The following is a 23815-nucleotide window of genomic DNA, read 5'->3' as shown; positions in this document are numbered from 1 at the left end:
TCACTTGAGCCAGTCATTACAAACGCAGTAATCAATCATCCAGGTTACGAAGAGTCGTCCTCCTGAACTTGTTTCAGGATCTATTACGCAAAAATGTTGTTATTGAGGTTGTCTGTGAAGCACAGGCCAAGGCGTAAATTAAAAATCCATGCTTTCCGTGTTTCCGTGGCAAAAAAAATAAGAGAACGAAAGCTGTACTTTCGGTGCTTCTGTGGCAAGAAACCAAGAAAATAAAATCCATGCATTCTGTGTTTCCGAGCCAAAAAATTCTACCCTCTGTAAAACCGAATTTACAAATCCAAATGCTTTCAATTTTCTATCTTTATCGATATGAAATCCATTTTATACAGCCTTTTTTTTGTTCTGCTGCTCAGCTCCTGTAACCAAAAGGAAAAAGTTGATGTAATTGTCTATCACGCAAAAGTGTATACCGTTAACAATACATTTGATACGGTTGAAGCTTTCGCTATAAAAGAGGGCAAAATTTTGGCGTTGGGTAAAAGTGAGGATATCAGGGCCAGATTTGCGGGCAAAGAAGAAATTAATGCAGACGGTAAGGCTATTTATCCCGGTTTTATAGATGCACATGCCCATTTTTATGGCTATGGACAAAGTTTGCAAACAGCCGATTTAAGGGAAACAAAATCCTGGGATGAAGTGCTTGCCCGCTTAACTGATTTTGCTAAAACGCACCCCGATGGCTGGTTAATCGGTAATGGCTGGGACCAAAACGATTGGGACAATAAAGCCTTCCCGACAAATGAAAAACTAACGGCACTTTTTCCAGATCGCCCGGTATTCTTAAACCGTATCGATGGGCATGCGGCCATTGCCAACCAAAAAGCCTTGGATGATGCCGGTATTAAAGGCGAGCAGAAATTGGAAGGTGGCGATATGTTTACCCAAAATGGAAAGCTCACCGGTGTTTTAATTGATAATGCCGTAGCTTTAGTAGAACGTAAAATTCCTTCACCAGACGCTAAACTAGCCGAAAAAATATTTATAGATGCGCAGAAAAACTGCTTTGCTGCTGGTTTAACCACCATTGACGATTGCGGCTTAAGTTATCTGGCGGTCGACTTTATCGAAAAACTGCAGAAAGAGAATAAACTCAAAATGCGGCTCTATGTAATGCTTTCGGATGAACCCGATAATTATAAATACCTGTTTAGCCGCGGGCCGATTAAAACCGACCGATTGAATGTTCGGGCATTTAAAGTTTATGCCGACGGTGCTTTAGGTTCGCGCGGGGCTTGCCTGTTGCATCCATATAGCGATATGCCCAATAAAACGGGTTTTTTGCTGAGCAATCAAAAACATTTCGAAGAAGTAGCCACAAAAATTGCTGCCAATCATTTCCAGATGTGCACCCATGCCATTGGCGATTCGGCGAATCGGGTAATCCTGAATATTTACAATAAAATTTTAAAAGGCAAAAACGATCAGCGCTGGCGGATTGAACATGCCCAGGTTGTGAATGCGAACGATTTTGATCTTTTTGGAAAGGCGAGTATTGTGCCTTCGGTACAGCCTACGCATGCCACTTCTGATATGTACTGGGCCGGACAGCGTTTAGGTACTGAAAGATTAAAAAGTGCTTATGCGTACAAACAATTATTAAAACAAAATGGTTGGATTCCTTTAGGTACCGATTTTCCGGTCGAAAACATTAATCCATTATTAACGTTTTATGCAGCAACAGTGAGAGAAGATGCAAAAGGTTTCCCTAAAGGAGGCTTCCAGATGGAAAATGCCTTAACACCCGAAGAAGCTTTACGTGGAATGACCATCTGGGCAGCAAAAGCCAATTTTGAAGAACATGAAAAGGGCAGTTTGGAGAAAGGCAAATTAGCCGATTTTGTAATACTCGACCACGATATTTTGAAATCAACACCACAAAACATATTAAAAACCAAAGTTTTAAAAACCTACCTGAACGGAGAAAAAGTATATGAAGCGAAATAGATTGTGTATCCTGGCTGTAGCATTTTGCTGCAATATTTTATGTTTAATGGCTTGCGCACAGGAGCATACAGCGAATGAGAAAAAACTGGCTATTGCTAATGCCATAGCCAATACAACCGTGTTGTTAAACAATCAGGAGGGCATTATTCCTTTAAAATCATTGGAGAAAAAGAATATTGCTTCGGTTAGTCTGAGCTTTGCTTATAGTACCGTGTTCGATAGTTTGGCCAATAAATATGGTAAAATCACTTCATTTTCTGCCGATTCTTATAAAGATAGTGTGAACCTGAACGATTTAGAAGATGATCTTAAATATTTTAATACCATTCTAATTACCATTGATGATCAAAATGTAAGCAAAGCGAAATACATCAATTTCATCAACAGTATCAGCAAAAATAAACAGGTAATCATTTCTTTTTTTGGTAACGGACCTGGTTTAAAATCATTCGATTTATTAAAATCGCCAATTGTATGGACAGGTCAAAACAATATGGATGCTGCAGCCATTGTTCCGCAGTATATTTTTGGTGGAATTGCCGCTTCAAATAAATTAACTACAGCTTACTCGGCGCGTTATACCATGGGCTTGGGTTTTACAACAACCGCCACCCGCTTAAAATACACCGTGCCTGAAGATGCGGGTTTAAATTCGAATAACTTAAAAGAGATTGATGCTATTGCTGCCGAAGCGATAGCGCAAAAAGCAACACCCGGACTGGTGGTCTTGGTTGCCAAAGATGGTAAAGTCATCTTTAATAAAGCTTACGGTACCCATACCTACGATACCCATGTGCCTGATCAGGTAACCGATATTTTCGATCTGGCTTCGGTAACCAAGGTAACCGCAACTACCCCTGCGGTAATGCGTTTGTTTGAAGAAGGAAAGCTGAAACTGGATACCAATATTGGCGCTTATATCCCGAAAGCGCGTACTACACCCATGAACAATATTCAGGTGCGTGAAGTGATGTTGCACCAGGCAGGTTTTATCCCTTACATTCCTTTTCATGATTATGTAAAAACAGGCGATTACAGCAGGGATTCATCTGCGGCTTATCCAACCAAAGTGGCCGATAACTATTATATCAAAAAAGGCTTTTTCAAAGACTTTATGTGGCCAAAGATGCTCAATTCGCCGATTAAAACCCGTGGTAAATATGTGTACAGCGATATCAGCATGTATGTGATGAAAGATATTGTTGAACACATTAGCGAAGAACCTTTAAACCAATATACCTACGAAAACTTTTATAAGCCATTGGGTATGCAAACCGCAGGTTTTTTACCACGTAACCGTTTTAAACCGGAGCAGATCATACCGACAGAAGATGATAAGTATTTCAGAAAAACTTTGCTAGTGGGTTATGTTCATGATCAGGGCGCAGCTTTGGCCGGTGGTGTATCTGGTCATGCCGGTTTATTTGCCAGTGCTAACGATCTGGCTATTATTTATCAGATGCTTTTAAACCGCGGTACTTATGGTGGTGTAACATATTTCAAAAATTCAACGGTAGATATGTTTACGTCGAAACAATCGAATGTAAGCCGCAGGGGTTTAGGTTTCGATCGCTGGGATCCGGATACGACCAAACATTATCCTTCAGAGCTGGCTTCTCCTCAAACTTATGGTCATACAGGTTATACCGGAACCTGCGTTTGGGTCGATCCATCAAGAGGTTTGGTATATGTGTTTTTATCAAACCGTGTTAATCCCACCGTTACCGATAAGTTATCGAACTTAAAAATTAGAGGCAGGATTGAGGATGTAGTAAACAAAGCTATTGACGAGTCGAAGAAATAGAATGTTATAGTAAGGATGGAGCAGATTTAATTATTATTTGTAATTTCAGTACCTAAACCTAAAACAGAATACTGATGATAAAATGTATCAAAACTATAGCTTTTTTGCTGCTTTTTTTGGGACTTAAAACAACCGTAAATGCACAGCAGATTAAAGACGGAGAAACTGTAAATTTAAATGGAATTGCGGTAACCTATACCGTTGTAAATAAGGAAAAGTTAACCATAAAAGATCAGGATTTCGACCGCTATAAAGTTTTGGCTTCTGTGAAAAACAATACAGGCAAATCTTTTAACATCCGTTTGGCCAGTTCGCTGGATTTATCAGCCATCGGCAATTCAAAAATTATTGAGCTGGATTGCATTAACGCAACAGGAGCAAGGTTAACTTCTAAAAAGGTTCAGGTTGGTATGAAAAGCCATTTAATAAACGTTACCTATTATACCAAAGATAAAGACGGAAAAATGATCAGCGCGATAATGCCGGTTACCGCAGGTTATTATTTCGATGAAGGGCAAGCGATAGAAAATGACGCCATTTTTATAGTACCTGCGGGTGAAACACCACAGGTTTCTGTACGGAGTTTGCTGAAAAATTAATAGGGTTTGTCAACTTTAATGTTCTCAGGTGACTTAGGTGGTCAAACAATAAAGCAATTGATTTTAAAAATTGACCATTAAGAAATGGAGGGCATAAAGATAGATTTCAGGGTTTAATTGAGAGGTCATAACAATTTAGCTGATTCAAATGGCCCGCCCTTTTTAAATCGTTAATCTTTAGGTCTATAATAAGCATCAAAAAGTTTATTTCTAAATTTATAGTCTGGGTCGTATTTTTTCTTTAGTTTAAAAAATGCTTCTGCATTCGGATAGCCTTTTGAAAACTGTGATTGAGTAGCCTGTATTTGGTAGGGAAGATAGTAGGTGCCCTTTTCAGATAAAGATGCATCAATCAAAGCTCTTGTCCATTTGGTTACTTTTACTTTTTCTGCATCAGATACTTCCTGCTTATAATAAATTACGAATGCAAAAACTTCTTCCTTAGCCCAGGCGAGGTACGATCCAGAATCCTTATTCGCATGCCTTACTGAAATATTGATTACATTTACATCATTATCTTTTAGCACTTTGACCATCTTTGGATAAAAGGACTCAAAATGATTTATTGGTGTAAAATATTCTTGTAAAACATAGGTTGCTTTTTTTCTTGAATTGGGTTCTAGATCCTTTACATCGTAGGTAGCTTCATAATTTCTCCACTCAACAACTTTACCTGTATAATGTATGGGGTCTATCAGGTGTTGTCTTAGCCACTTTCCAAAATCAGAACTGGCTACAACTTTCATTGCAAATCTTTTCAGCCCAAAGTTTTTGTCGTTTGGTTTTAAGCGCTCGGTTACAGTTAATTTCTTTTCGGTTTTGGTATAAGTAACCGCCCTAACTTTGGTGTAATTATTGGGATATATATCTGCATTATGAAATACAAATTGAGGCTTATTTCTAATGGTAGAAAAGAAAAACTGCTTGTAAGCAGCGATATCCATCAAAGTGTCTTTTCGCTGAATTTTATAATTCTCTGTTAGTAATAAGGTTACTTCGGTGATTACGCCAATTCCGCCGTAGCCACCTATAGCTGCATAAAAAACCTTGCTATTAACCGTTGGACTTGCGGTGATGAAACTTCCGTCAGCTAAAACAATCTTAAAACTTTTAACTGATAAAATTACTGGTCCCTGTCCAACATAACGGCCATGAACATTAACACTGAGCGAACCGCCAACCGTGAAATTTGCGTAAGTCTGCATAATTTTAACCGATAAATCATAGTGATCTATAAACTGAATTATTTCACGCCATCTTATTCCTGCCTGAACTGTAATTTCCTTTCTTTCTTTTGAGAAACTTAATATTCGATTTAACTTTCTCATATCAATTTGCAAAGCATTTTCTGTGGCCGTTTGCCCACCTTGACTAAATTGGCCTCCCCCTATGCAGATCGGTCCATTCTGGGTTTTAACTGCTTTAATAATTTCAGCGGAAGTTTGTGGCGTAATTATTTTAGCAACTTTTATAGGATTTAGTTGTGTAACATCGTTTACTGTGTTTTTTTGTGCAACTGGTTGATCAGTATGACAAGCAAAAAGTAAAGAGATGAGAATTAGAAAAATGCTGAGAGCTGTACGTTTCATGGTAGTCAGGTGTTTTTTCTATGTTTATAAACAAATGAAAGAGGTGTTAACTTTAATAGCCAATCTGCCAGAAAGTTGACAACTCTTTCACCTAAAAATTGATTACCAACTTATAAATTACTGTTTTAAGCTCCTCCGTATCACGGTCTTCACATAAGAGAAAAGTGGTGTTATGCTCGTCCTGGCTTAATAAAGTAATGCCTTCGAATTTATGTTGATCAGAGATTTTATTGCTAAAGTTTAACTTTAAGGTTGGCAGGTTAATACTGCCAACAAAACTGCCCAGAATTTCGCCATCGGCATAAGTCGATTTGGTGTCTTCAGCAGTAGCAATGAAAAATATTTCATTTTTAACCCGTGTTGCATCCGTAAAAGATGATTCCACATGATCAATATTGGGGAGTTTAAAACTGTTAAATTTAATTTGGTTGGTGTCGGTTAAATCTGCTCCAGGGATTTTAAATATGCCATTCTTTGCATTGATCCCGTTGCCACGGTTAAAAAGCAGCCACTCCTTACCCGTAAAAATTGCCCCTTCGAGGTTCAAATTCTGATCATCTATTTCAGCAATAGCTTTAAGTCTGGTGTAGGTTTCGGTCAGGTCTTTCTGAATAACTTTTTGAGTTTTCAGGTCGAATTCGATCATCAGGTTTCTTTTTGGAGTTGAACCAGAACCTAAAAGGTATAATTTATCATCGTGCTGACAAAGGATTTCGAAATCGGGTTTTAATGATTTAGGAATGTTTTCCAGCTGCTTTAGTCCTGTGTTAAATAATACCTGGATCTTGCGAAGCTGTTTGGTTTTAATGTTGTATGCATTTAAATAAGCACTGTTATCGCCTATAATGTAAAGCAAATTTCCACTTGCGAATAACCCTGAGGCAGAGCCAATTCCCTCAATTTTGGCGAAGATATCTAATCGTGTTGTATACATATTATGATAAATAAAAAAAGCAAATTAGCTCTTCTCAACCCATTTTAACCCCTAAACTTTCGTTAGGTTCTGTTAGAGATTTCTGAAAGCATATGACCAGAAAGCCAAATTATTTGGGGTAAATTAAGCGAAAAATGTGTAAGATTACACAAATAATATTACATATGATTTTGCCTAAAAAGACTATTTTATTTTTATTAATTTTTCTACCCCAAGTTTTGTTGGCGCAAAATATGCTTTCTGGAAAAATAATTGATAATGATAGCGGTAAGGCAGTTGCGGGAGCAAATATCTATATTAACAATACCACAATTGGTCGTATGTCAAATGAGGAAGGTTTTTTTTCGTTTGATAATATCCCTTTAGGCACGCAGGAACTTGTGATTACATTTGTTGGATATGAAACAATATCTTATTCATTTTCTTCATCTCAATTGCCATTAAAACTCGATTTTAAGTTAAAACAGAAAACACAAGAGCTTGATGAAGTTAAAATAGGTGCTGATTATATTGTTCTGGATTCAAGAAATCCAAAAAACTGGCAGAAATTTAAAGACGGTTTTTTAGGGGTAACACCATATTCAGATCAATGTGTCATACAGAATAAAGAAGATATTGAGTTGAGGTATATCAAGGAAACTCGTGGGATGAAGGCCGTTGCTAAGAGACCGATCGTTATTTTAAATAAAGCCTTAGGATATATTGTCGAATATGATTTGCAAAATTTTGAACTTTCATCCTTAGGAAGGAGCCTTGTCGGAAAATCTTTTTTTAGGGAATTAAACGATAAAGAATTGTCAGATAAGAAGACGAAATTAAGAAATGCATCTTACTATGGCTCTATGATTCATTTTCTTAGATCGGTTTATAGTAACACCATCAGTACGGAAGGTTTTGAAGTGCGTAGTATTACTCGAAGCAAGAATACTGAGAAAGCAAGGGTATTGAAAATTATAGCGCAATTAGATTATGCAAGGAAAAGCGAATTTATTGTTAATAAAAACAGCACAGCGCTTGGCGATTCTTCTGCCTATTATAAAAAAATTTTCAATGAGCCTGATAACTTTGAAACGCTATCAATTAATTTGCTTAATTCCGATGATTTTAAAACGGTAAATAGCAGCGGAAATACCATATTTAAAACAAAAGATACACTACTGTCAGTAACTTTCACAAAACCGATAGATGCTGACATATATCGTTCTGTGAAAAATAACCTGTATCCTAACAAATTTCAGGACCATAGGGATAAAAATATATATGAAGTTAATAAATCGATTGTTGAATTAAAACGTAAAGAAGTAATCATTAACCCTAAAGTTAACGGGATTTCAAAAGGGCTTAGGCTCACTGGTTTTTTTTCATCTATTTATGGGATTTCAACTTTGTTACCTGACGATTATGAACCTTAATCAATATTGGTAGGGAATAAAGATTTGTTACGTATAAATCTAAATAACAAAAAAGCACCGGTTTTTTAACCGATGCCTTTAAATTTTCTATTTGTGATTTGCCAGAACTCCAAACTGAGAACTCCCAAGCCCAACTACTTTTTCAATCCAATTTCTCTTAATCTTTCATCTAAATATTCTCCTGCGGTCATATCGCTATAAGCTTTAGGATGTTCAGCATCAATGGTTGATGGTAAACTGGTTAAGTCCATATCGCTACGTGGATGTAAGAAAAATGGAACCGAAAAGCGTGAAGTTTTCATTAGTTCACGAGGAGGGTTTACCACCCTGTGTGTCGTCGATTTTAATTTATTGTTGGTTAAACGCTGTAACATATCGCCCACATTCACTACAATATCGGTATGGTGTGCTTTAATTGGTAACCACTCATTACTGCGGGTTAATACTTCTAAACCATCTGCACTGGCACCGATTAACAAGGTGATTAGGTTAATGTCTTCATGTGCGCCTGCACGAACTGCATCATCAGGAATGGTTTCAGGATTTTCGATCGGGAAGTAGTGGATGCCTCTCAAAATCGAATTTCCGTTATGAACATGTTTGTCGAAATAATTGATGGGTAATTCTAAATAGGTTGCAATGGCACGTAATAAATGTGTTCCGTTTTCTTCCAGTTTTTTATAAATGTCGCCGGTTACCTGGTTAAATTCAGGTAATTCCTCCAAAATTTCGTTATCAGGGTATTCATTTTTAACCGGATCGCCATCAGTTACTTCCTGTCCGATTTGCCAGAATTCTTTTAAATCTGGAGTTTTAGCGCCTTTAGCGGTTTCTTTACCGGCACTGGTATAACCGCGCTGGCCTGCCAATTCTGGTTTCTCGTATTTCCTTTTGGTTTCAACAGGTAACGAAAAGGCCGCTTTAATGTTTTCGTAAAGTTTATCAATTAATTCCTGACTTAAACCATGGTTGGTGATGGTAACAAAACCCGAATCGTTAAATGCACGGCCCAATTCATCCGAAAACTTTTTGCGGTCTTCTGCTGAACCATTGATGTAAGAGCCTAAATCTAAACAAGGAATATACGGTGTAGACATAATTTTATATTTAATGTTATACGAATTTAAAAAGAATTGTTAATAACTGCATTTCGGCTGGATCTTAAGTATTTAATGAATTAATATACAGGTTTTTAAGTTATTAACAAAATTGCAAAATCCAGGTGATATTCGATTGTCACACTAAATCCATTATAATTTAAATGCAAACTACAGTTTATTTAATTTCGTATAATTAAATGGAAATAACATAAACAAGCTGTAAGGTAAATGGGGTATTTGCGACTAATAAAATAAAAACACACATGAAACCATCATGATTTGCATTTTGCAAGTAATAGAGCAAAAAAATCATGATAGCCTCATTACAGGTAAAAATAAATAAACACAAAATGAGAAAAATAATTTTAGTTCTGTTAGCAGTACTGGCCCTTAACCAGGCTAATGCACAAGGGAAAAAGACGGAAAAGGCTACTTTCGGTATGGGCTGCTTTTGGTGCACCGAAGCTATATTTCAGCGGTTAAAAGGTGTCGTGTCGGTAAAATCGGGTTACGAAGGCGGTACATTAACCAATCCAACTTACGAAGAAGTATGCACCGGTGCTACCGGTCATGCAGAAGTTTTAGAAATAACCTACAATCCACTGGTGATTTCTTATGATGACTTGTTAGAAGTTTTTTGGAAAAGCCATGACCCAACTACATTAAACCGCCAGGGGGCAGATAGTGGTACACAATATCGCTCGGTAGTTTTTTACCATTCAGCAGAACAAAAAGCTTTGGCCGAAAAATACAAGGCAGAATTGAATAAAACCAATGCCTATGGCAAGAAAGTGGTAACCGCTATAGAAGCGGCCAAACCTTTTTATGTCGCCGAAAATTATCACCAGAATTATTTCAATAAAAATGGAAGTGAACCGTATTGCAGGTTGGTGATCCAGCCAAAAATAGAGAAACTGGAAAAGATATTTAAAGCGAAGCTTAAAAACTGATAAGCGTGGTTGACTAGCCCTGCAATAAACATTGCAGGGCTTTTTGTTATCTTAGGAATTTAAACTTCTGTTTATGGTAAAAAGAATAGTGCTTAATATCGATACTCAAAAAATTGCAGAAGCAGCAAGTTTTTACAAGGATGTATTGGGGCTGGATTTAATGATGGATCACGGCTGGATTGCAACCTATGGCGCTGCTGGCCAAAAAATGGATGTACAGATCAGTTTTGCCGCTGAAGGTGGATCAGGTACCCCAACACCAGATCTATCCATTGAAGTTGAAAATGTTGATGATATCTTGAAGAAGGTTAAGGCCGCCGGGTTTCCTGTCGAATACGGTCCGGCTGATGAGCCATGGGGCGTCAGGCGATTCTATACCCGAGATCCATTTGGTAAATTGGTTAATATTTTAAGTCACTACTGAGATCTAATTTATTGCCTAAAGGTCAATAAATGCATAGGTAATTTTAAGTAGGTGATACCTCTCTGGATATCGTCATTCCCAACTCGATTGGGAATCTTAATACAATAAAGCGGTCGTCCTTCCCGCATGCGCGGGAAGGACGACCGCTTTATTGGAATCTGTTAGTAATGGCGTAGGCGAGAACCCGAAGACACTGCGAAGTAAAATCTTTAACTTTCCAAAGAAAGTTAAAAAGCTCTCGCCCTAAGTTCAGGACTGCGCTCCAATCTAAATGAAAAACTACCTTTTAGTTCAAAAACCCTTTAGCTTTTTCGAGCAGCTCGCTGCCTTTCTTGCCAATCTCTTTTTTACCCTTTTCGATGGTTGAAGGTTGTGTGTACTCACTCACCGAATTGGAAAGCGCTTTAAATTTGCCGATGCCGGCAAATACTTCTTTAGTATAAGGAACTCCCTGTTGCTTCATCAGTTTTTCCCAATCAACCTTCGATAGCAGTGCGATCATATATTTGGTGGCAATTTTGCCTATAAATGCTTTGTCGTATACTCCTGTTAGTGCCTTATCTGATTTACGATCTTTTACATAGACAATGGTTTGCTGCAGGGCTTCACGTTCACTGTTAGAAAATAATGGGCTTTTGCTTAGCTTTTCTAATGCCGGAAGCGACTGCTCTGGTCTTTCTTTTTTTAAATTCAGGTAAGCGGTTATCCCCCAAACCAGTTCATTTTGGACGCCGAGTTTATTCATGTCGTTTAAAAAAGCCTCAAAATCTTCAAGCGATCGCTCCTCATCAATTTTGCGCTCCATTCTCATCCGGTCAAAACCTCTGAAAAGGTAGTTCATGCCATGAAAGGCAACATGGGTTTGTTCATCATTTAAGCGGCTCCAGCCAAAAAAGGCTTTCGTGTAGGGGAGTGGAATTTTCTCATTTTTATCAAGCCATTTAATATTTCGCGAGAGACCATCTTCTGACAGGTAAAAAAGATTATTGCCAAAAAACAGAAAGCCACGGACAAATTCGAGCAAGGTTTTAACTTCGCAATCATCCAGCAACTCTGGCTGAGTTTTAGCGCATTCATATAATGCAAAAGGCTGCCCTAAATCTCTGGTGGTTAAAACTGCCATACTTAAAATGGCATGTTCAATGTTTTGATAGTAAACCTTTTTTAGGTCTTTAAAAAAAGGATCCGGTGTTTTAACGCCAGTCTTCATTGCAATAAATCCAGCTGTTAAAAGCGGGAAAACATCTTCGTCGGTTTCTTTCACAAATTGTTTAACCGAGCGGTATTCTTTATACAGCCTTAAGGCGTCTATTACTGAAATATTTTCGTCGCCATTTCCGTTCACCTTATTTAAGGTACGAACAACACTTTGTGCCTGTTTACTGAATTTTTGATATTCGGGTTGAGTTGTATCTTGAACTGCAGTTGAACGGACAGCTATTTTAGCGAACTTATAAAAGATGATTTTATCATAGTTAATGTTTGCTGTCAATTTCTTCTTGTCAAGATCGAGCAGCACCTGATCTGTTTTATCACCAGAGCAGGCAGCTAAAAAAAGTACAGTGCAAAATAAAACTAAATTCTTCATGAGGTAATTTTTTAAACAAATAGAGGTATAAAAAAACATTTTAGGAGAGAAAAAAAACAAGAACTGTAAACATCTTCTGCATTTAACCTGTGAAAAGGCAGGGCTGTTTATTAAAATTTAATTTTTTTAAGCCATTTGAATCTAAAATGACAAATATTTTAAAAAATTAGGTAGCGTGATTAGCAAATTAATAATGAGCTTTTAATAGTGCGTTCATGTCTTTTGATGTTTGTTCCTGGCCGGACAGTTTTTTGGATTAAAATTTGATTAGAAGTTGTCAAAAAACAGAAAGTATTTCTAATTTTTTGGCAATTTTTTCAGAATTAATGCCTTAAAATTCGTGGGATGTTTAAAATCATCCTAAATTTGTAACTCCTTTAAGCTAAGATGACAAAAAAGAAAAAGACAGTTGGTAAAACTGACGCTGATGTAATTTTAATAGGGGCTGGCATCATGAGTGCAACCCTGGGTGTTTTGTTAAAACAATTAGAACCCAATTTAAGCATAGAAATTTACGAACGTTTAGATATTGCGGCGGCAGAAAGCTCTGATGCCTGGAATAATGCCGGAACGGGACACTCTGCTTTTTGCGAATTAAACTATACACCCGAAAAGAAGGATGGTACAGTTGAAATAAAAAAAGCGGTTCAGATTGCAGAACATTTTGAGGTTTCTAAGCAGTTCTGGTCATATTTAGTGAACAAGGGATTGGTTTCAGATCCTTGTAATTTTATTCGCAATATTCCTCACATGAGTTTTGTTTGGGGAAAAAAGAATGTAGAATATCTTAAAAAACGCTACGACGCATTAACCCAATGCGATTTGTTTAGCGATATGCAATATACCGAAGATACCGAGTTGGTCAAAAACTGGGCACCTTTGATTATGGATGGCCGTAAAAAAAGCGAAAAAGTTGCGGCTACTAAAATGGATTTAGGTACCGATGTTAACTTTGGTACGTTAACCCGCGACATGTTTAACAACTTAAAGGAACAAAGTAACGTTAATCTGTATTTCAACCACGAAATCCGCGACCTTAAAAAGAATAAAGACGGCAACTGGATTGTAAAAGTTAAGGATTTAGAAAGCGGAGACAAACGCAAACGTGTAGCTAAGTTTGTATTTATCGGTGCAGGTGGTGGTTCTTTGCCACTACTGGAAAAATCAGACATTCCTGAAGGAAAAGGTTTTGGCGGTTTCCCTGTAAGCGGACAATGGTTAAAATGTACCAACGAAGAAATTATTAAAAAACACCATGCTAAGGTGTATGGAAAAGCGGCTGTTGGTGCCCCACCAATGTCGGTTCCACACCTGGATACCAGAATGATTAATGGTAAGCAGGCGCTATTGTTTGGCCCTTATGCTGGTTTCTCTACCAAATTCCTTAAAAATGGTTCATTCTTAGATTTACCAAAATCGATAAAATTTAATAATATCCGCCCGATGCTGTCGGCAGGATTGCATAACCTTGATTTAACAAAGTATCTGATTGAGCAGGTTAGGCAGTCGCCGGAAGACAGATTGGAAGCATTGAAAGAATATTTACCAACTGCCGAGCTTAAAGATTGGGAACTGGAATATGCAGGTCAGCGTGTGCAGGTAATTAAAAAAGACGAAAAACAAGGTGGTATTTTAGAATTTGGAACAGAGGTGGTAAGTGCCGCCGATGGTTCTATTGCAGCTTTGCTGGGTGCATCTCCCGGAGCTTCAACAGCCGTTTCTATTATGCTCGATTTATTAAACCGTTGTTTTGCTGATGATTTGGCTACTGAAGAATGGCAGGCCAAAATTAAGGAGATGATTCCTACTTATGGAAAATCGCTTGCGCAGGATGCAGATCTTTGCAAAGAAACCAGAAACAGAACCTCAAAAGTGTTAAAAATAGAAAATGTTGTAGTTGCTTAATTGCAACCACAATAAGAATATACAAGGTCCCGACATAAATCGGGACCTTTTTTGTTTTGGCATTTCCATGGTATGTGTTCTTACAGACCGTAATGGGATCGGGTATTAATCATTTACATCACCAAACGTTCCTACGGAACGAACACAAATAACAAATGTTATTTGCTACCTACCATTCGTCCCGAAGGGACGGCTGATGGATAAGGTGTGAAAACGAGTTTTCTCGTTCCACCGGAATGTTTGATGCTTTGTTCGAAGGCATTGTTTTCATAAACCTGCATCCTTGCGCTGAGCCAAGAGATCGAAAGTCAATAATAATCACTTCCCGTTGCATTATGGACGGCTGATGGATAAGATGTGGAAACGAGTTTTCTCGTTCCACCGGAATGTTTGATGCTTTGTTCGAAGGCATTGTTTTCATAAACCTGCCATCCTTGCGCTGAGCCAAGAGATCGAAAGTTAATAATAATCCCGTTCCGTTAGGAACGTTTCATGGGTAACAAGGTGGTAAAATGTTTTTTTTCGTTCCGTAGGAACGTTTGGTGTTTTTCTCTTCACAGGCTTTACCTTAATAAACCTGATGGGAACGGCAGCTCCCGGTTTTTTCAACCGGGACTATAGTGCACAGCAGGACTACAGTAGCCGATAGCAAACTGGACATTGCTTTTCAAAAAGAAATAAAATTATTTTTAAACTTGAGCCCTTAAAATAAAAAAAAGCGCCTAAAAATGTTTTTAAGCGCTTTAAACCCTGAAATAAATCCGATTGCTATCAGATCAGGATGATTTCTCTTATTGTATTTAATTAAGCAGCAATCACTTCTGCAACTTCATCAGCGGAAATATCACTATGTGAGGCTTCCAATACACAATCGCCATCTTTAATCAATAAAATCTGTGGCGATTGATGTGCTACCTGAAAAACTTCGGCAATCTGGTTCGAAATATCACGGTAGCTAATTAAATCTAAAAAGTAAAGTTTTGTATCTGCCGGAATAATGTCCCAGTCAAATTCGAAATTCTTTTTAGCCATTAAACTAATGGAGCAACGTGTGCTGTGTTTAAAAATAAGACTAAAACCGCTTGCATTTTTGATTTCATCAAGCTGTTCCATTGAAGTTAAGTTAACCCAAGTCATGCTATTATAAGTATTGTTTACAGGACAACAATTGCAGTTAAATAAAGTTCTGCAAATGACCTGAATATGAGATTACAAATAAGGTAGATTAATTCCTTCTGCGTTTTCCTTCCGGGTAAGATCCATAAGCAGGACAAAGTTTAGAAGAACAAGATTCTAATATGGTAATGGTGCAAAACACCGCCAATAGTAAGATGGCTACTTTTTTCATCCGTATATATTTGTTATTTCAATGGTGATGAAGCGATCATGTTAGTCATGATGGTTTCATCGGATCTGATAATTTTTAAACTTCTAAGTTACAAATAATTATTAAAACGCAAGTTTAAATTTGAGCTGAAAAATCAGCCATTTTAATGGCCGTAATGGCTGCTTCATCGCCTTTGTTGCCATGTTTGCCGCCAGCACGATCTTGCGCCTGCTCCAGGTTATTGGTGGTTAAAACCCCGAAAATAACCGGTTTACTGTATTTAATGCCAACATTGGTTACCCCTTGAGCTACTGCATCGCAAATAAAATCGAAATGTTTGGTGTCGCCCTGAATTACGCAACCTAAACAGATTACCGCATCGATATCATTTCTTTTGCTCAATAAAATTTCTGCACCACCTGTTAATTCGAAACTTCCTGGCACGGGTAAAGAAATTATATTTTCCTCCTTAACCCCATTGGCTAAAAGCGTTTTTAATGCACCATTGTATAAAGCGCCGGTAATTTCGGCATTCCACTCGGCTACAATAATCCCGAATTTATACTTTGCTCCACTCGGAACGGTGGTATGAGAGAAATCAGATAGATTTTTTAATTGTGTTGACATGGGGCAAAGATAATGTTATGCTGCGAATGTTAAAAACGTTAATGTTTGCGGCTTGTAACATTTAATGTATTAATAATTAGATTCGTAAATAATCACTTAAAATATTAATCTTTTATGGAATTTTAGTATTTGCCCCATCTCTATTAAAACTCAACGTTATTTTATGAACCCATCTTTACGCTTTTCCGCTTTATTGCTTTTTATCATTTGGTTTTCATTCGAGGCGGCAGCACAGCACCAGTATACCCAGGCAGATTTTTATCGGATTGATTCTATCGCCAACCAGGGCAAACCCAAGGATGCGCTGGCTTTGATTGAAAAAATAAATCAACAGGCACGCCAGGAGCGTAATACCCCATTGCTGATTAAATCGGTTATTTATAGGATGATGTTTCAGGGTTATTTGGTAGAGAATGCCTTTGATAAAATCCTGATTAATCTTCGTGAAGACATTAGCACGGCCAAACAGCCCGAAAAAAGTATTTTACAATCTCTTTTAGCCGAAACCTATTGGAATTATTTGCAGCAAAACAGGTGGCAAATTAGCCAGCGTACATCGGTGCAGGGCGATATTGGTGATGATATTAAAACCTGGAATATTAAAAAACTGAGCGATGAAACCGTAAAATACTATCTCTTATCGTTAAAGGAAGTTCAACTTTTGCAACAAACTAAAGTTGATGTTTTGGACGCTGTTTTAGCAGGTGATCAAAACAACCGGGTTTTCAGGCCTACCTTATACGATCTATTGGCACACCGGGCCATCGAAGTTTTTAGCAACTCACAAATTAACATCACTCAACATGATGATGAACTGTTTGATGCGGACAATATAACTTGGTTTGGCGATAGACAGCATTTTCTTACCGCTGAATTGCCCTCAGACAGCACTTCGTTTAAACTGCAGAATCTGTTGTTGTTTAGAAACCTGATCACATTTCATCAGGGCAACAATAATTTATCGGCATTGGCCGATGTTGATTTAAAACGTTTAAAGTTTGTACAGCAAAATTTCGGAGGCGATAACCAGGAATTGTATTACAATGCATTAAGCGCGTTAGCAGAACAAAGCATTCAAACGGAAGTTTATGCTGACATTTTATATGAACAGGCCAATATGCGGAAAAATGCAGGTTTACCAATTGATACCAATAAACAGCACCTGATTAAAGCGATAGCCTTAGCTGAAAAAGCCGTTAAGGCTTACCCAAAAAGTATCGGTGCACAAAACGCCAGAAATTTAATACAGCAAATAGAGAGCAGTGAATTATCAACTAAAACCAAAGGATATGTTTTGCCTGATAAACCAATCCAGCTGCACCTATCGTATAAAAATGCAGATACCATACAGTTTAGGTTATTTAAAACCCCTGAGTCTCAATTTGAGTACGAGCAATTTAAAAACAAGGCAGATTTTTTGACTTTTTTCAATAAAAATAAAATAATCAAACAATGGACTGTAATTACGCCAAAAACAGGCGACTACCAAGGCCATACTTTAATTGATAAAATAGAGGGTTTGCCATTTGGTGCTTATACCTTAATTGCCCAAACCATTAACCGGAAACAAAAAGATAGCGTTTATAGCAACGTTAACTTTAAGGTTACGGGAATAGCGGTGATTAACAGGCGAAATATTGAAAAACAAGAATATTTTGTGAATCAGCTTAGCGATGGAGCCCCTCTAAAAAATGTTAAAATTCAACAACGGAGATACGATTACAATACACGGAAATTTATTGAGGGTGATTTAATTACGACGAACGACAAAGGTTATGCGAGTACAAACGAAACGGACAGGAATGTGTCTTCCGTAGTGGTTACCCACGGAAAAGATGAATTGAAACTCAACATCAATAATTACAATGGCTATCAGGATGATGAGGATAAAGAGCGCGTGATTCTTTTTACCGACAGGCCGATATATCGCCCTGGCCAAACCATTTATTACAAAGGCCTCTATATGAAATTTGAAAAGGGCAAAAATAAAATTGAGGTAAATAAGGAACTGGAGGTTATTTTAAATGATACGAATGGAAAAGAAATAGCAACAGCTAAGGTTACCAGTAACGATTACGGGACTTTCCAGGGCTCGTTTAGTATCCCAATGGGAAAGCTTAACGGCAATATGCAGATCGAAACTGATTATGGAAGTATTTATGTACAGGTTGAGGAATATAAACGCCCGACTTTTGAGGTTGTTTTTGATAAACCTATTCAAAAATACAAGTTAAACGATAGTATTAAAGTAGAAGGTAGGGCCAGTGCTTTTTCGGGATATTCAATAAACAATGCGAAAATAAATTATAAGGTTTTCCGCAAGGCAATCTACGATTATCGGTTAAACTATGCACAGCGTATTGCTGTTTATGGTTCAGGTAGTTTCGATAGGAAGCAAATTGCCATTGGTAAAACAAGTACCAAAGCAGGTGGTAAGTTTGATATCACCTTTTTTGCAAAAGCGACTGATACCAAACAAAATTATAGCTACGATATTGAAATTGAGGTAACGGATTTGAACGGCGAAACCCGAACAAAAAGTACCAGCATTAATGTCGGACAAAAAGATATTAACCTTAATATCAGTACCGAACAGGTTATTTATACCAGCAATAAAACAGATAGCATCGCGTTTTGGGTAAGCAATTTAAATAACGAACCTATAAAAGCCAACATCCAGGCAAAATGGAGTTTATTGCAGTCGCCATCCAGGTTGATGAATAAAAGCCCTTTTTATGCGGAGGGTTATACCATGAATAAAGATGAGTTTATCAAAAATTTTCCTGATGAAGATTATAACAACGAACTCGAAGTGGCTAAGTGGCCGGTAAAATCGGTAGAACTGAAACAAAACCTATCGATTATTGATGGTCGTGGGAACTTAACCTTTAGTCAAAAGAACCTAAAACCAGGTTACTATAAAATAAGCCTGCTGGCTGTAAATGAGCAGAAGGATACCATTAAAGTCGACAAGTATTTAGTGGTTTATAACGACCAGCCTGCTGTAATACAATCGAATGTCGAATGGATTTCGCCTGAATTAAATGTAATTAAACCAACTGAAAGTGCTGTTTTTCGCCTGGCTGGTTTGGCCAATAACAGTAAAGCTTATTATGAAGTTTATTACCGGGACAGCATTGCCGAAAAGGTGTGGGTCGATTTATCTCCTAAACAAAACATCGTTAAAATTAAGCCAAAGACAAATTACGAAGATGGTTTCGCGGTACAGTTTACCATGATACATCAGGGTATGGTTTACAATTCGATGCAGCAGGTTAAAATTATTGACCCTGAAAAAGAATTGAATATTAAGTTTTTAACTTTTAGAGATAAACTGCAACCTGGCGAAAAAGAAAGCTGGAAACTGCAGATCAGTAATAAAAATGGTGAAAAGCAGATGGCCGAAATGGTGGCTACGCTTTACGATGCAAGTTTAGATGATCTGAAAAGAATGGATTGGAATACGCATTTACAAACAGGTTTTAACTACTATTATTACAACTGGAATTATAATGCCAACGATATCACAAATCAAAGTTATTTATGGTTTTTAAGACCTAACCGGAATTATGCAGTGGTTACACGGGCTTATGAGAACCTTAATTTATTCGGTTACAATTATTATGGCGGCTACAACTATAGTTACCACAATTACATAAACAATTTGAAAAGACCCAAAAAAAGAGGTCTGTCTCCTGAGGCTGTTGAGAAATTAGCGGAGTTGGCCAATGGCAAATTAACCTATGGTGTGGTATTCGACAGTTATGGTGAAATATTGCCGGGTGTACAGGTAAAATCTGGCAAAAAGGTAAGCACTACCAATGTTTTGGGGATTTATACTATTGATGCTAAAGCAGGAGAGACATTGAGTTTTGCTTATTTAGGTTTTAAGGGCCATTCTATAAAAATAGGCGATAAAAAGCGGATTGATGTAACCCTGAAAGAAGATGGAAATGCTTTGAATGAAGTGGTTGTTGTAGGTTCTGCCGTACAGCAAAAGAAAATGTTGGCGGGATCTGTTACTCAACTTGCTAGTGCGCCTTTAGAGGGTAAAGTAGCAGGTTTAAATATCCAAAACAATACTGGTGTACCAGGTGCAAGAGGTAGTGTCATGATTAGAGGAATAAGCAACATTAATGTTTCAGGAACGACTAACCAGGGTAATAATTTAAGCGAAGTGTTGGTTGGCGGAAAAATAAAAACCAGTAACATCACAGCCCGTACCAATTTTAATGAACTGGCGTTTTTCTATCCACAATTGTTAACCAATGCCAAAGGCGAAATTAAAATTGAATTTACCATACCGCAAAGTTTAACCCGATATAAGATGATGGGCTTTGCACACACCAAAGATTTAAAAACCGCCTACATCACCAATGAATTGGTTACGCAAAAACAGTTAGCCATTGCCATCAATGCCCCACGTTTTTTTAGGGAAGGAGATACTATTCTATTAAGTGCCAAACTGAATAATCTGGCAGGCAAAAAACTCATTGGCAATGCCAGTTTAGAACTTACTGATGCCTTAACGGCAAAACCCATCCGGATTTTTGGAGCAAACGAAAAAACAGAAAAAACTTTCGAAGTTGATGATGCAGGCAATACCGTTTTAAAATGGACATTAATTATCCCATCAGGCCTTAGTGCCATTACTTATAAAGTTTTAGCCCAAAGCGGCAAATTTAGCGATGGGGAGGAAAATACCATTCCGGTTTTGGCAAATGCCATGCTGGTTACAGAAAGTATGCCTATAAATGTGCGTGGTAACACGAGTAAAACTTTCGATTTTGAGAAACTGGAGAAATCAGGAGCATCAAAAACCTTACGGAACCAAAGTTTAACTTTCGAGTTTACTTCAAATCCAATTTGGTATGCCGTACAGGCCTTACCCTATTTAATGGAATACCCTTATGAGTGTGCTGAACAAACGTTTAGCCGGTTTTACGCCAATAGTTTTGCAACGGGTATCATTAATTCATCACCAAAAATTAAAACTGTTTTTGAGCAATGGCAAAATACCAATAACGGCGAGGCACTTTTATCTAACCTGGAAAAAAATCAAGCGTTTAAATCAATTTTGTTAGAAGAAACACCATGGGTACGCCAAGCGGATAACGAAAACGAACGTAAAAAACGTTTGGCTGTGCTTTTCGATTTAAACAGAATGACTTACGAATTGAAGGACAATTTCGAAAAGCTGGAGAAAATGCAATTTAATAACGGGGCTTTTCCATGGTTTAATGGTATGCAGGAAGATCGATACATTACCCAACACATCGTTTTGGGGATGGGGCAGCTAAAAAAACTAAAACTGATCGACGAAAAAGCTTATCCAAATTTTAATGCCATGTTAAATAAAGCCATTATTTATTCTGACGGGCGATTGGTAAAAGACTATAAGGATGAAGTTGAAGGCAAACGTTTTGGATACTTGCCGCTCCACTACCTTTTTGCCAGAAGTTATACCAATCAAAAGAATACAACTGCCGATTTTACCAAAGCCAAAGATTTTTACCTTAAAAAATTAGCTGCCACCTGGAAAACCCTTGATACCTATCAGTTGGCTCAGGCTGCCCTGGTTTTAAATAGAAATGGTAATCATGGGGAAGCAAAGAAGATCATTACATTGTTAAATCAAACTGCCCAGCAGAATGATGAAATGGGTATGTACTGGGCTACGAATAGAGCCGGCTGGTGGTGGTACCAAAGTCCGGTTGAAACACAAGCCTTATTGATTGAGGCATTTGACGAAGTGGCTAATGATACCAAAGCGGTAGAAGAAATGAAAATCTGGCTGCTGAAAAACAAACAAACCAATGATTGGCAAACAACCAAAGCTACTGCCGCCGCCTGTTATGCATTGTTAATGAAAGGTACCGATCTGTTAAGTGAAAGTAATGCGCCTGAAATTATGATCGGAAATCAAAAACTAGCCGATTTACAGGAGCCAAACGCCACAAAAGAAGCCGGAACAGGTTATCAAAAGGTAAGCATTGCAGGTACTGACGTAAAACCAGAGATGGGTAAAGTACAGGTTAAAAATAACAACCAAACAATTGCCTGGGGAGCACTTTACTGGCAGTATTTTGAGCAATTGGATAAAATAACCACGGCCAGTACTGGTATTAAGATCAAAAAGCAGTTGTTTATTCAAAAAACCAGCACTAAAGGAGATGTTTTAACGCCATTAACAGCAACAAATATTTTAGCGCCGGGCGATTTATTAAAGGTGCGCATAGAGATTTATTGTGATCGAAATATGGAATATCTTCATTTGAAAGATATGCGGTCATCGGGTTTTGAACCTGTAAATGTCATCTCACGCTACAAATATCAGGATGGATTGGGTTATTATGAAAGTACAAAAGATGCTTCCACTAATTTCTTCATCAGTTATATGCCAAAAGGAACCTATGTATTCGAGTATCCGTTGCGGGTTACACATGCCGGGAATTTTTCGAATGGAATTACCAGCTTGCAAAGTATGTATGCGCCAGAGTTTACCACCCACTCCGCAGGAATAAGGGTAAATGTAAAACCCTAGTATATTGCCATCACCCTGACCTGTAGCGCAGTGGAAAGCTACGCAGTGGCCCGAGCTTTAAGCGAGCTCACCGAAGGTAATTTATTTCAGGGTCTAAATGAACAAAGTGCAAGTGGTTATATCATAAAATAGATTTGTCACCCTGAGCTTGTCGAAGAACCTGCCCAAATCTTTAAGGTGTTTCGGCAGGCTCATCATGACATCATCTGAGCTGAATCGCCTTTATGATGTAACTTTTTAAATCGAATTAAGTAAGTTTAATATTGATATACGTTGCACCAATAGGAATAATTTTTTCTCCGATCCAAATTTGGCTGCGGTCGAATTTGGATATTTTATTTTTAGCGACAATAAATGCCCGGTGACAGCGGATGAAATCTGCTTTTGGCAACAGTTCAGCCAAATCGTTAATGGTAATCCTCGAGCTTAAAAGTTTGTCTTTGAGTTGTATCTGGGTATAGTTGCCAGAGGCCTCCACGTAAAGAATTTCACCTAACTCCACCTTAATTTGTTCGTAGCCATCTTTTATAAAAATGTATTCCGTTTTTGTTTCCTGCTTCTGGTTGCGCAGGTTAAACAACTCTTGTGCTTTATTGCAGGCTTTTAAGAAACGCGAAAGAGAAAAGGGTTTTAACAGGTAGTCGACAGCATCGAGTTCAAAACTTTGTACTGCATGTTCCGTATAAGCAGTGGTAAAAATAACCATGGGCGGTTTGCTCAAACTTTTTAAAAAATCGATACCGCTGATATCTGGCATTTTGATATCCAGAAAAATGAGGTCAACCTTGTTATGCTGGAGGTAACTGATGGCCGCAAAAGCATCCGTAAAAGTTTGCTGTAAGGTTACAAATGGAACTTTTGAGGCATGCGACTTTATAATCTCTAATGCAATCGGTTCATCATCTATAGCAATGGCAATCATTTTGAGTTTGTTCTTTTCTTTACGTTTTTTTCTTTTTGTGATGCTAACAAAGGAAGCATTTCCAAAGTAACATGCAATCGTCATCTCGACTGAAGTGAAATGAAATGGAGAGATCTGCTAATATA

15 protein-coding genes are annotated in these 23815 nt (G+C 37.8%); 8 read left to right on the top strand and 7 right to left on the bottom strand.

All coding sequences use genetic code 11. From position 1 onward, the window contains the following. Positions 1 to 330 precede the first annotated feature (330 nt). From CA265_17195 to CA265_17185, 3 genes are all read left to right on the top strand, one after another. Positions 331 to 1965, top strand: coding sequence for an amidohydrolase (locus CA265_17195; protein ID ARS41296.1), 1635 nt, complete (start codon positions 331 to 333; stop codon positions 1963 to 1965). Next, complete coding sequence (locus CA265_17190; protein ID ARS41295.1) at positions 1952 to 3769, top strand: beta-N-acetylglucosaminidase; 1818 nt, start codon at positions 1952 to 1954, stop codon at positions 3767 to 3769. The genes CA265_17195 and CA265_17190 overlap by 14 nt, the downstream gene beginning before the upstream one ends. Positions 3770 to 3843: 74 nt before the next feature. Next, a complete protein-coding gene (locus CA265_17185; GenBank protein ID ARS41294.1) occupies positions 3844 to 4368 on the top strand; it encodes a hypothetical protein in 525 nt (174 codons plus the stop codon). Between the two features lie 170 nt (positions 4369 to 4538). Here CA265_17185 and CA265_17180 read toward each other — a convergent pair whose 3' ends face one another. Together CA265_17180 and CA265_17175 are read right to left on the bottom strand one after the other, a co-directional pair. After that, positions 4539 to 5957: an FAD-binding protein gene (locus CA265_17180; GenBank protein ID ARS41293.1), complete on the bottom strand. Its 1419-nt coding sequence runs from the start codon at positions 5955 to 5957 to the stop codon at positions 4539 to 4541. 91 nt (positions 5958 to 6048) lie between these two features. Beyond that, positions 6049 to 6891: a hypothetical protein gene (locus CA265_17175; protein ARS41292.1), complete on the bottom strand. Its 843-nt coding sequence runs from the start codon at positions 6889 to 6891 to the stop codon at positions 6049 to 6051. Positions 6892 to 7025: 134 nt separating this feature from the next. Here CA265_17175 and CA265_17170 point away from each other — a divergent pair, with 134 nt between their 5' ends. Continuing rightward, a complete protein-coding gene (locus CA265_17170) occupies positions 7026 to 8303 on the top strand; it encodes a hypothetical protein (GenBank protein ID ARS41291.1) in 1278 nt (425 codons plus the stop codon). A gap of 134 nt (positions 8304 to 8437) precedes the next feature. Here the strand turns inward: CA265_17170 and CA265_17165 are convergent, their stop codons facing one another. Continuing rightward, complete coding sequence (locus CA265_17165) at positions 8438 to 9400, bottom strand: flavonol synthase (protein ID ARS41290.1); 963 nt, start codon at positions 9398 to 9400, stop codon at positions 8438 to 8440. 314 nt (positions 9401 to 9714) lie between these two features. Between CA265_17165 and CA265_17160 the strand changes: the two genes are divergently transcribed. Further along, complete coding sequence (locus CA265_17160) at positions 9715 to 10353, top strand: peptide-methionine (S)-S-oxide reductase (protein ARS41289.1); 639 nt, start codon at positions 9715 to 9717, stop codon at positions 10351 to 10353. Positions 10354 to 10426: 73 nt separating this feature from the next. Continuing rightward, complete coding sequence (locus tag CA265_17155) at positions 10427 to 10777, top strand: glyoxalase (GenBank protein ARS41288.1); 351 nt, start codon at positions 10427 to 10429, stop codon at positions 10775 to 10777. Between the two features lie 286 nt (positions 10778 to 11063). On the opposite strand, the gene CA265_17150 is transcribed toward CA265_17155, so the two are convergent. Then, entirely contained in the window at positions 11064 to 12404 is a 1341-nt protein-coding gene (locus CA265_17150; GenBank protein ID ARS41287.1) for a hypothetical protein, read from the bottom strand. 348 nt (positions 12405 to 12752) lie between these two features. On the opposite strand from CA265_17150, the gene CA265_17145 reads away from it, so the two are divergent. Then, positions 12753 to 14270 carry a malate:quinone oxidoreductase gene (locus CA265_17145; GenBank protein ID ARS41286.1) on the top strand — a complete coding sequence of 506 codons (1518 nt, stop codon included), beginning with the start codon at positions 12753 to 12755 and terminating at the stop codon, positions 14268 to 14270. 804 nt (positions 14271 to 15074) lie between these two features. On the opposite strand, the gene CA265_17140 is transcribed toward CA265_17145, so the two are convergent. Both CA265_17140 and CA265_17135 read right to left on the bottom strand, forming a co-directional pair. Further along, on the bottom strand, positions 15075 to 15407 hold the full coding sequence (locus CA265_17140) for a thioredoxin family protein (GenBank protein ID ARS41285.1): 333 nt from the start codon (positions 15405 to 15407) through the stop codon (positions 15075 to 15077). A gap of 325 nt (positions 15408 to 15732) precedes the next feature. Beyond that, a complete protein-coding gene (locus CA265_17135) occupies positions 15733 to 16224 on the bottom strand; it encodes a 6,7-dimethyl-8-ribityllumazine synthase (GenBank protein ARS41284.1) in 492 nt (163 codons plus the stop codon). 163 nt (positions 16225 to 16387) lie between these two features. Here CA265_17135 and CA265_17130 point away from each other — a divergent pair, with 163 nt between their 5' ends. Beyond that, entirely contained in the window at positions 16388 to 22768 is a 6381-nt protein-coding gene (locus CA265_17130; protein ID ARS41283.1) for a hypothetical protein, read from the top strand. 247 nt (positions 22769 to 23015) lie between these two features. Here the strand turns inward: CA265_17130 and CA265_17125 are convergent, their stop codons facing one another. Then, positions 23016 to 23690, bottom strand: coding sequence for a DNA-binding response regulator (locus CA265_17125; protein ARS43035.1), 675 nt, complete (start codon positions 23688 to 23690; stop codon positions 23016 to 23018). Positions 23691 to 23815: the final 125 nt, after the last annotated feature.

The sequence above is a fragment of the Sphingobacteriaceae bacterium GW460-11-11-14-LB5 genome (assembly GCA_002151545.1).
Lineage (GTDB): Bacteria > Bacteroidota > Bacteroidia > Sphingobacteriales > Sphingobacteriaceae > Pedobacter.
This window is presented reverse-complemented; position numbering and strand designations above follow the sequence as displayed.

Coding starts and splice junctions, on each gene's coding strand:
- CA265_17195 (ARS41296.1), top strand. CDS start 331: ATGAAATCCATTTTATACAGCCTTTTTTTTGTTCTGCTGCTCAGCTCC.
- CA265_17190 (ARS41295.1), top strand. CDS start 1,952: ATGAAGCGAAATAGATTGTGTATCCTGGCTGTAGCATTTTGCTGCAAT.
- CA265_17185 (ARS41294.1), top strand. CDS start 3,844: ATGATAAAATGTATCAAAACTATAGCTTTTTTGCTGCTTTTTTTGGGA.
- CA265_17180 (ARS41293.1), bottom strand. CDS start 5,957: ATGAAACGTACAGCTCTCAGCATTTTTCTAATTCTCATCTCTTTACTT.
- CA265_17175 (ARS41292.1), bottom strand. CDS start 6,891: ATGTATACAACACGATTAGATATCTTCGCCAAAATTGAGGGAATTGGC.
- CA265_17170 (ARS41291.1), top strand. CDS start 7,026: ATGTGTAAGATTACACAAATAATATTACATATGATTTTGCCTAAAAAG.
- CA265_17165 (ARS41290.1), bottom strand. CDS start 9,400: ATGTCTACACCGTATATTCCTTGTTTAGATTTAGGCTCTTACATCAAT.
- CA265_17160 (ARS41289.1), top strand. CDS start 9,715: ATGATAGCCTCATTACAGGTAAAAATAAATAAACACAAAATGAGAAAA.
- CA265_17155 (ARS41288.1), top strand. CDS start 10,427: ATGGTAAAAAGAATAGTGCTTAATATCGATACTCAAAAAATTGCAGAA.
- CA265_17150 (ARS41287.1), bottom strand. CDS start 12,404: ATGTTTTTTTATACCTCTATTTGTTTAAAAAATTACCTCATGAAGAAT.
- CA265_17145 (ARS41286.1), top strand. CDS start 12,753: ATGACAAAAAAGAAAAAGACAGTTGGTAAAACTGACGCTGATGTAATT.
- CA265_17140 (ARS41285.1), bottom strand. CDS start 15,407: ATGACTTGGGTTAACTTAACTTCAATGGAACAGCTTGATGAAATCAAA.
- CA265_17135 (ARS41284.1), bottom strand. CDS start 16,224: ATGTCAACACAATTAAAAAATCTATCTGATTTCTCTCATACCACCGTT.
- CA265_17130 (ARS41283.1), top strand. CDS start 16,388: ATGAACCCATCTTTACGCTTTTCCGCTTTATTGCTTTTTATCATTTGG.
- CA265_17125 (ARS43035.1), bottom strand. CDS start 23,690: ATGATTGCCATTGCTATAGATGATGAACCGATTGCATTAGAGATTATA.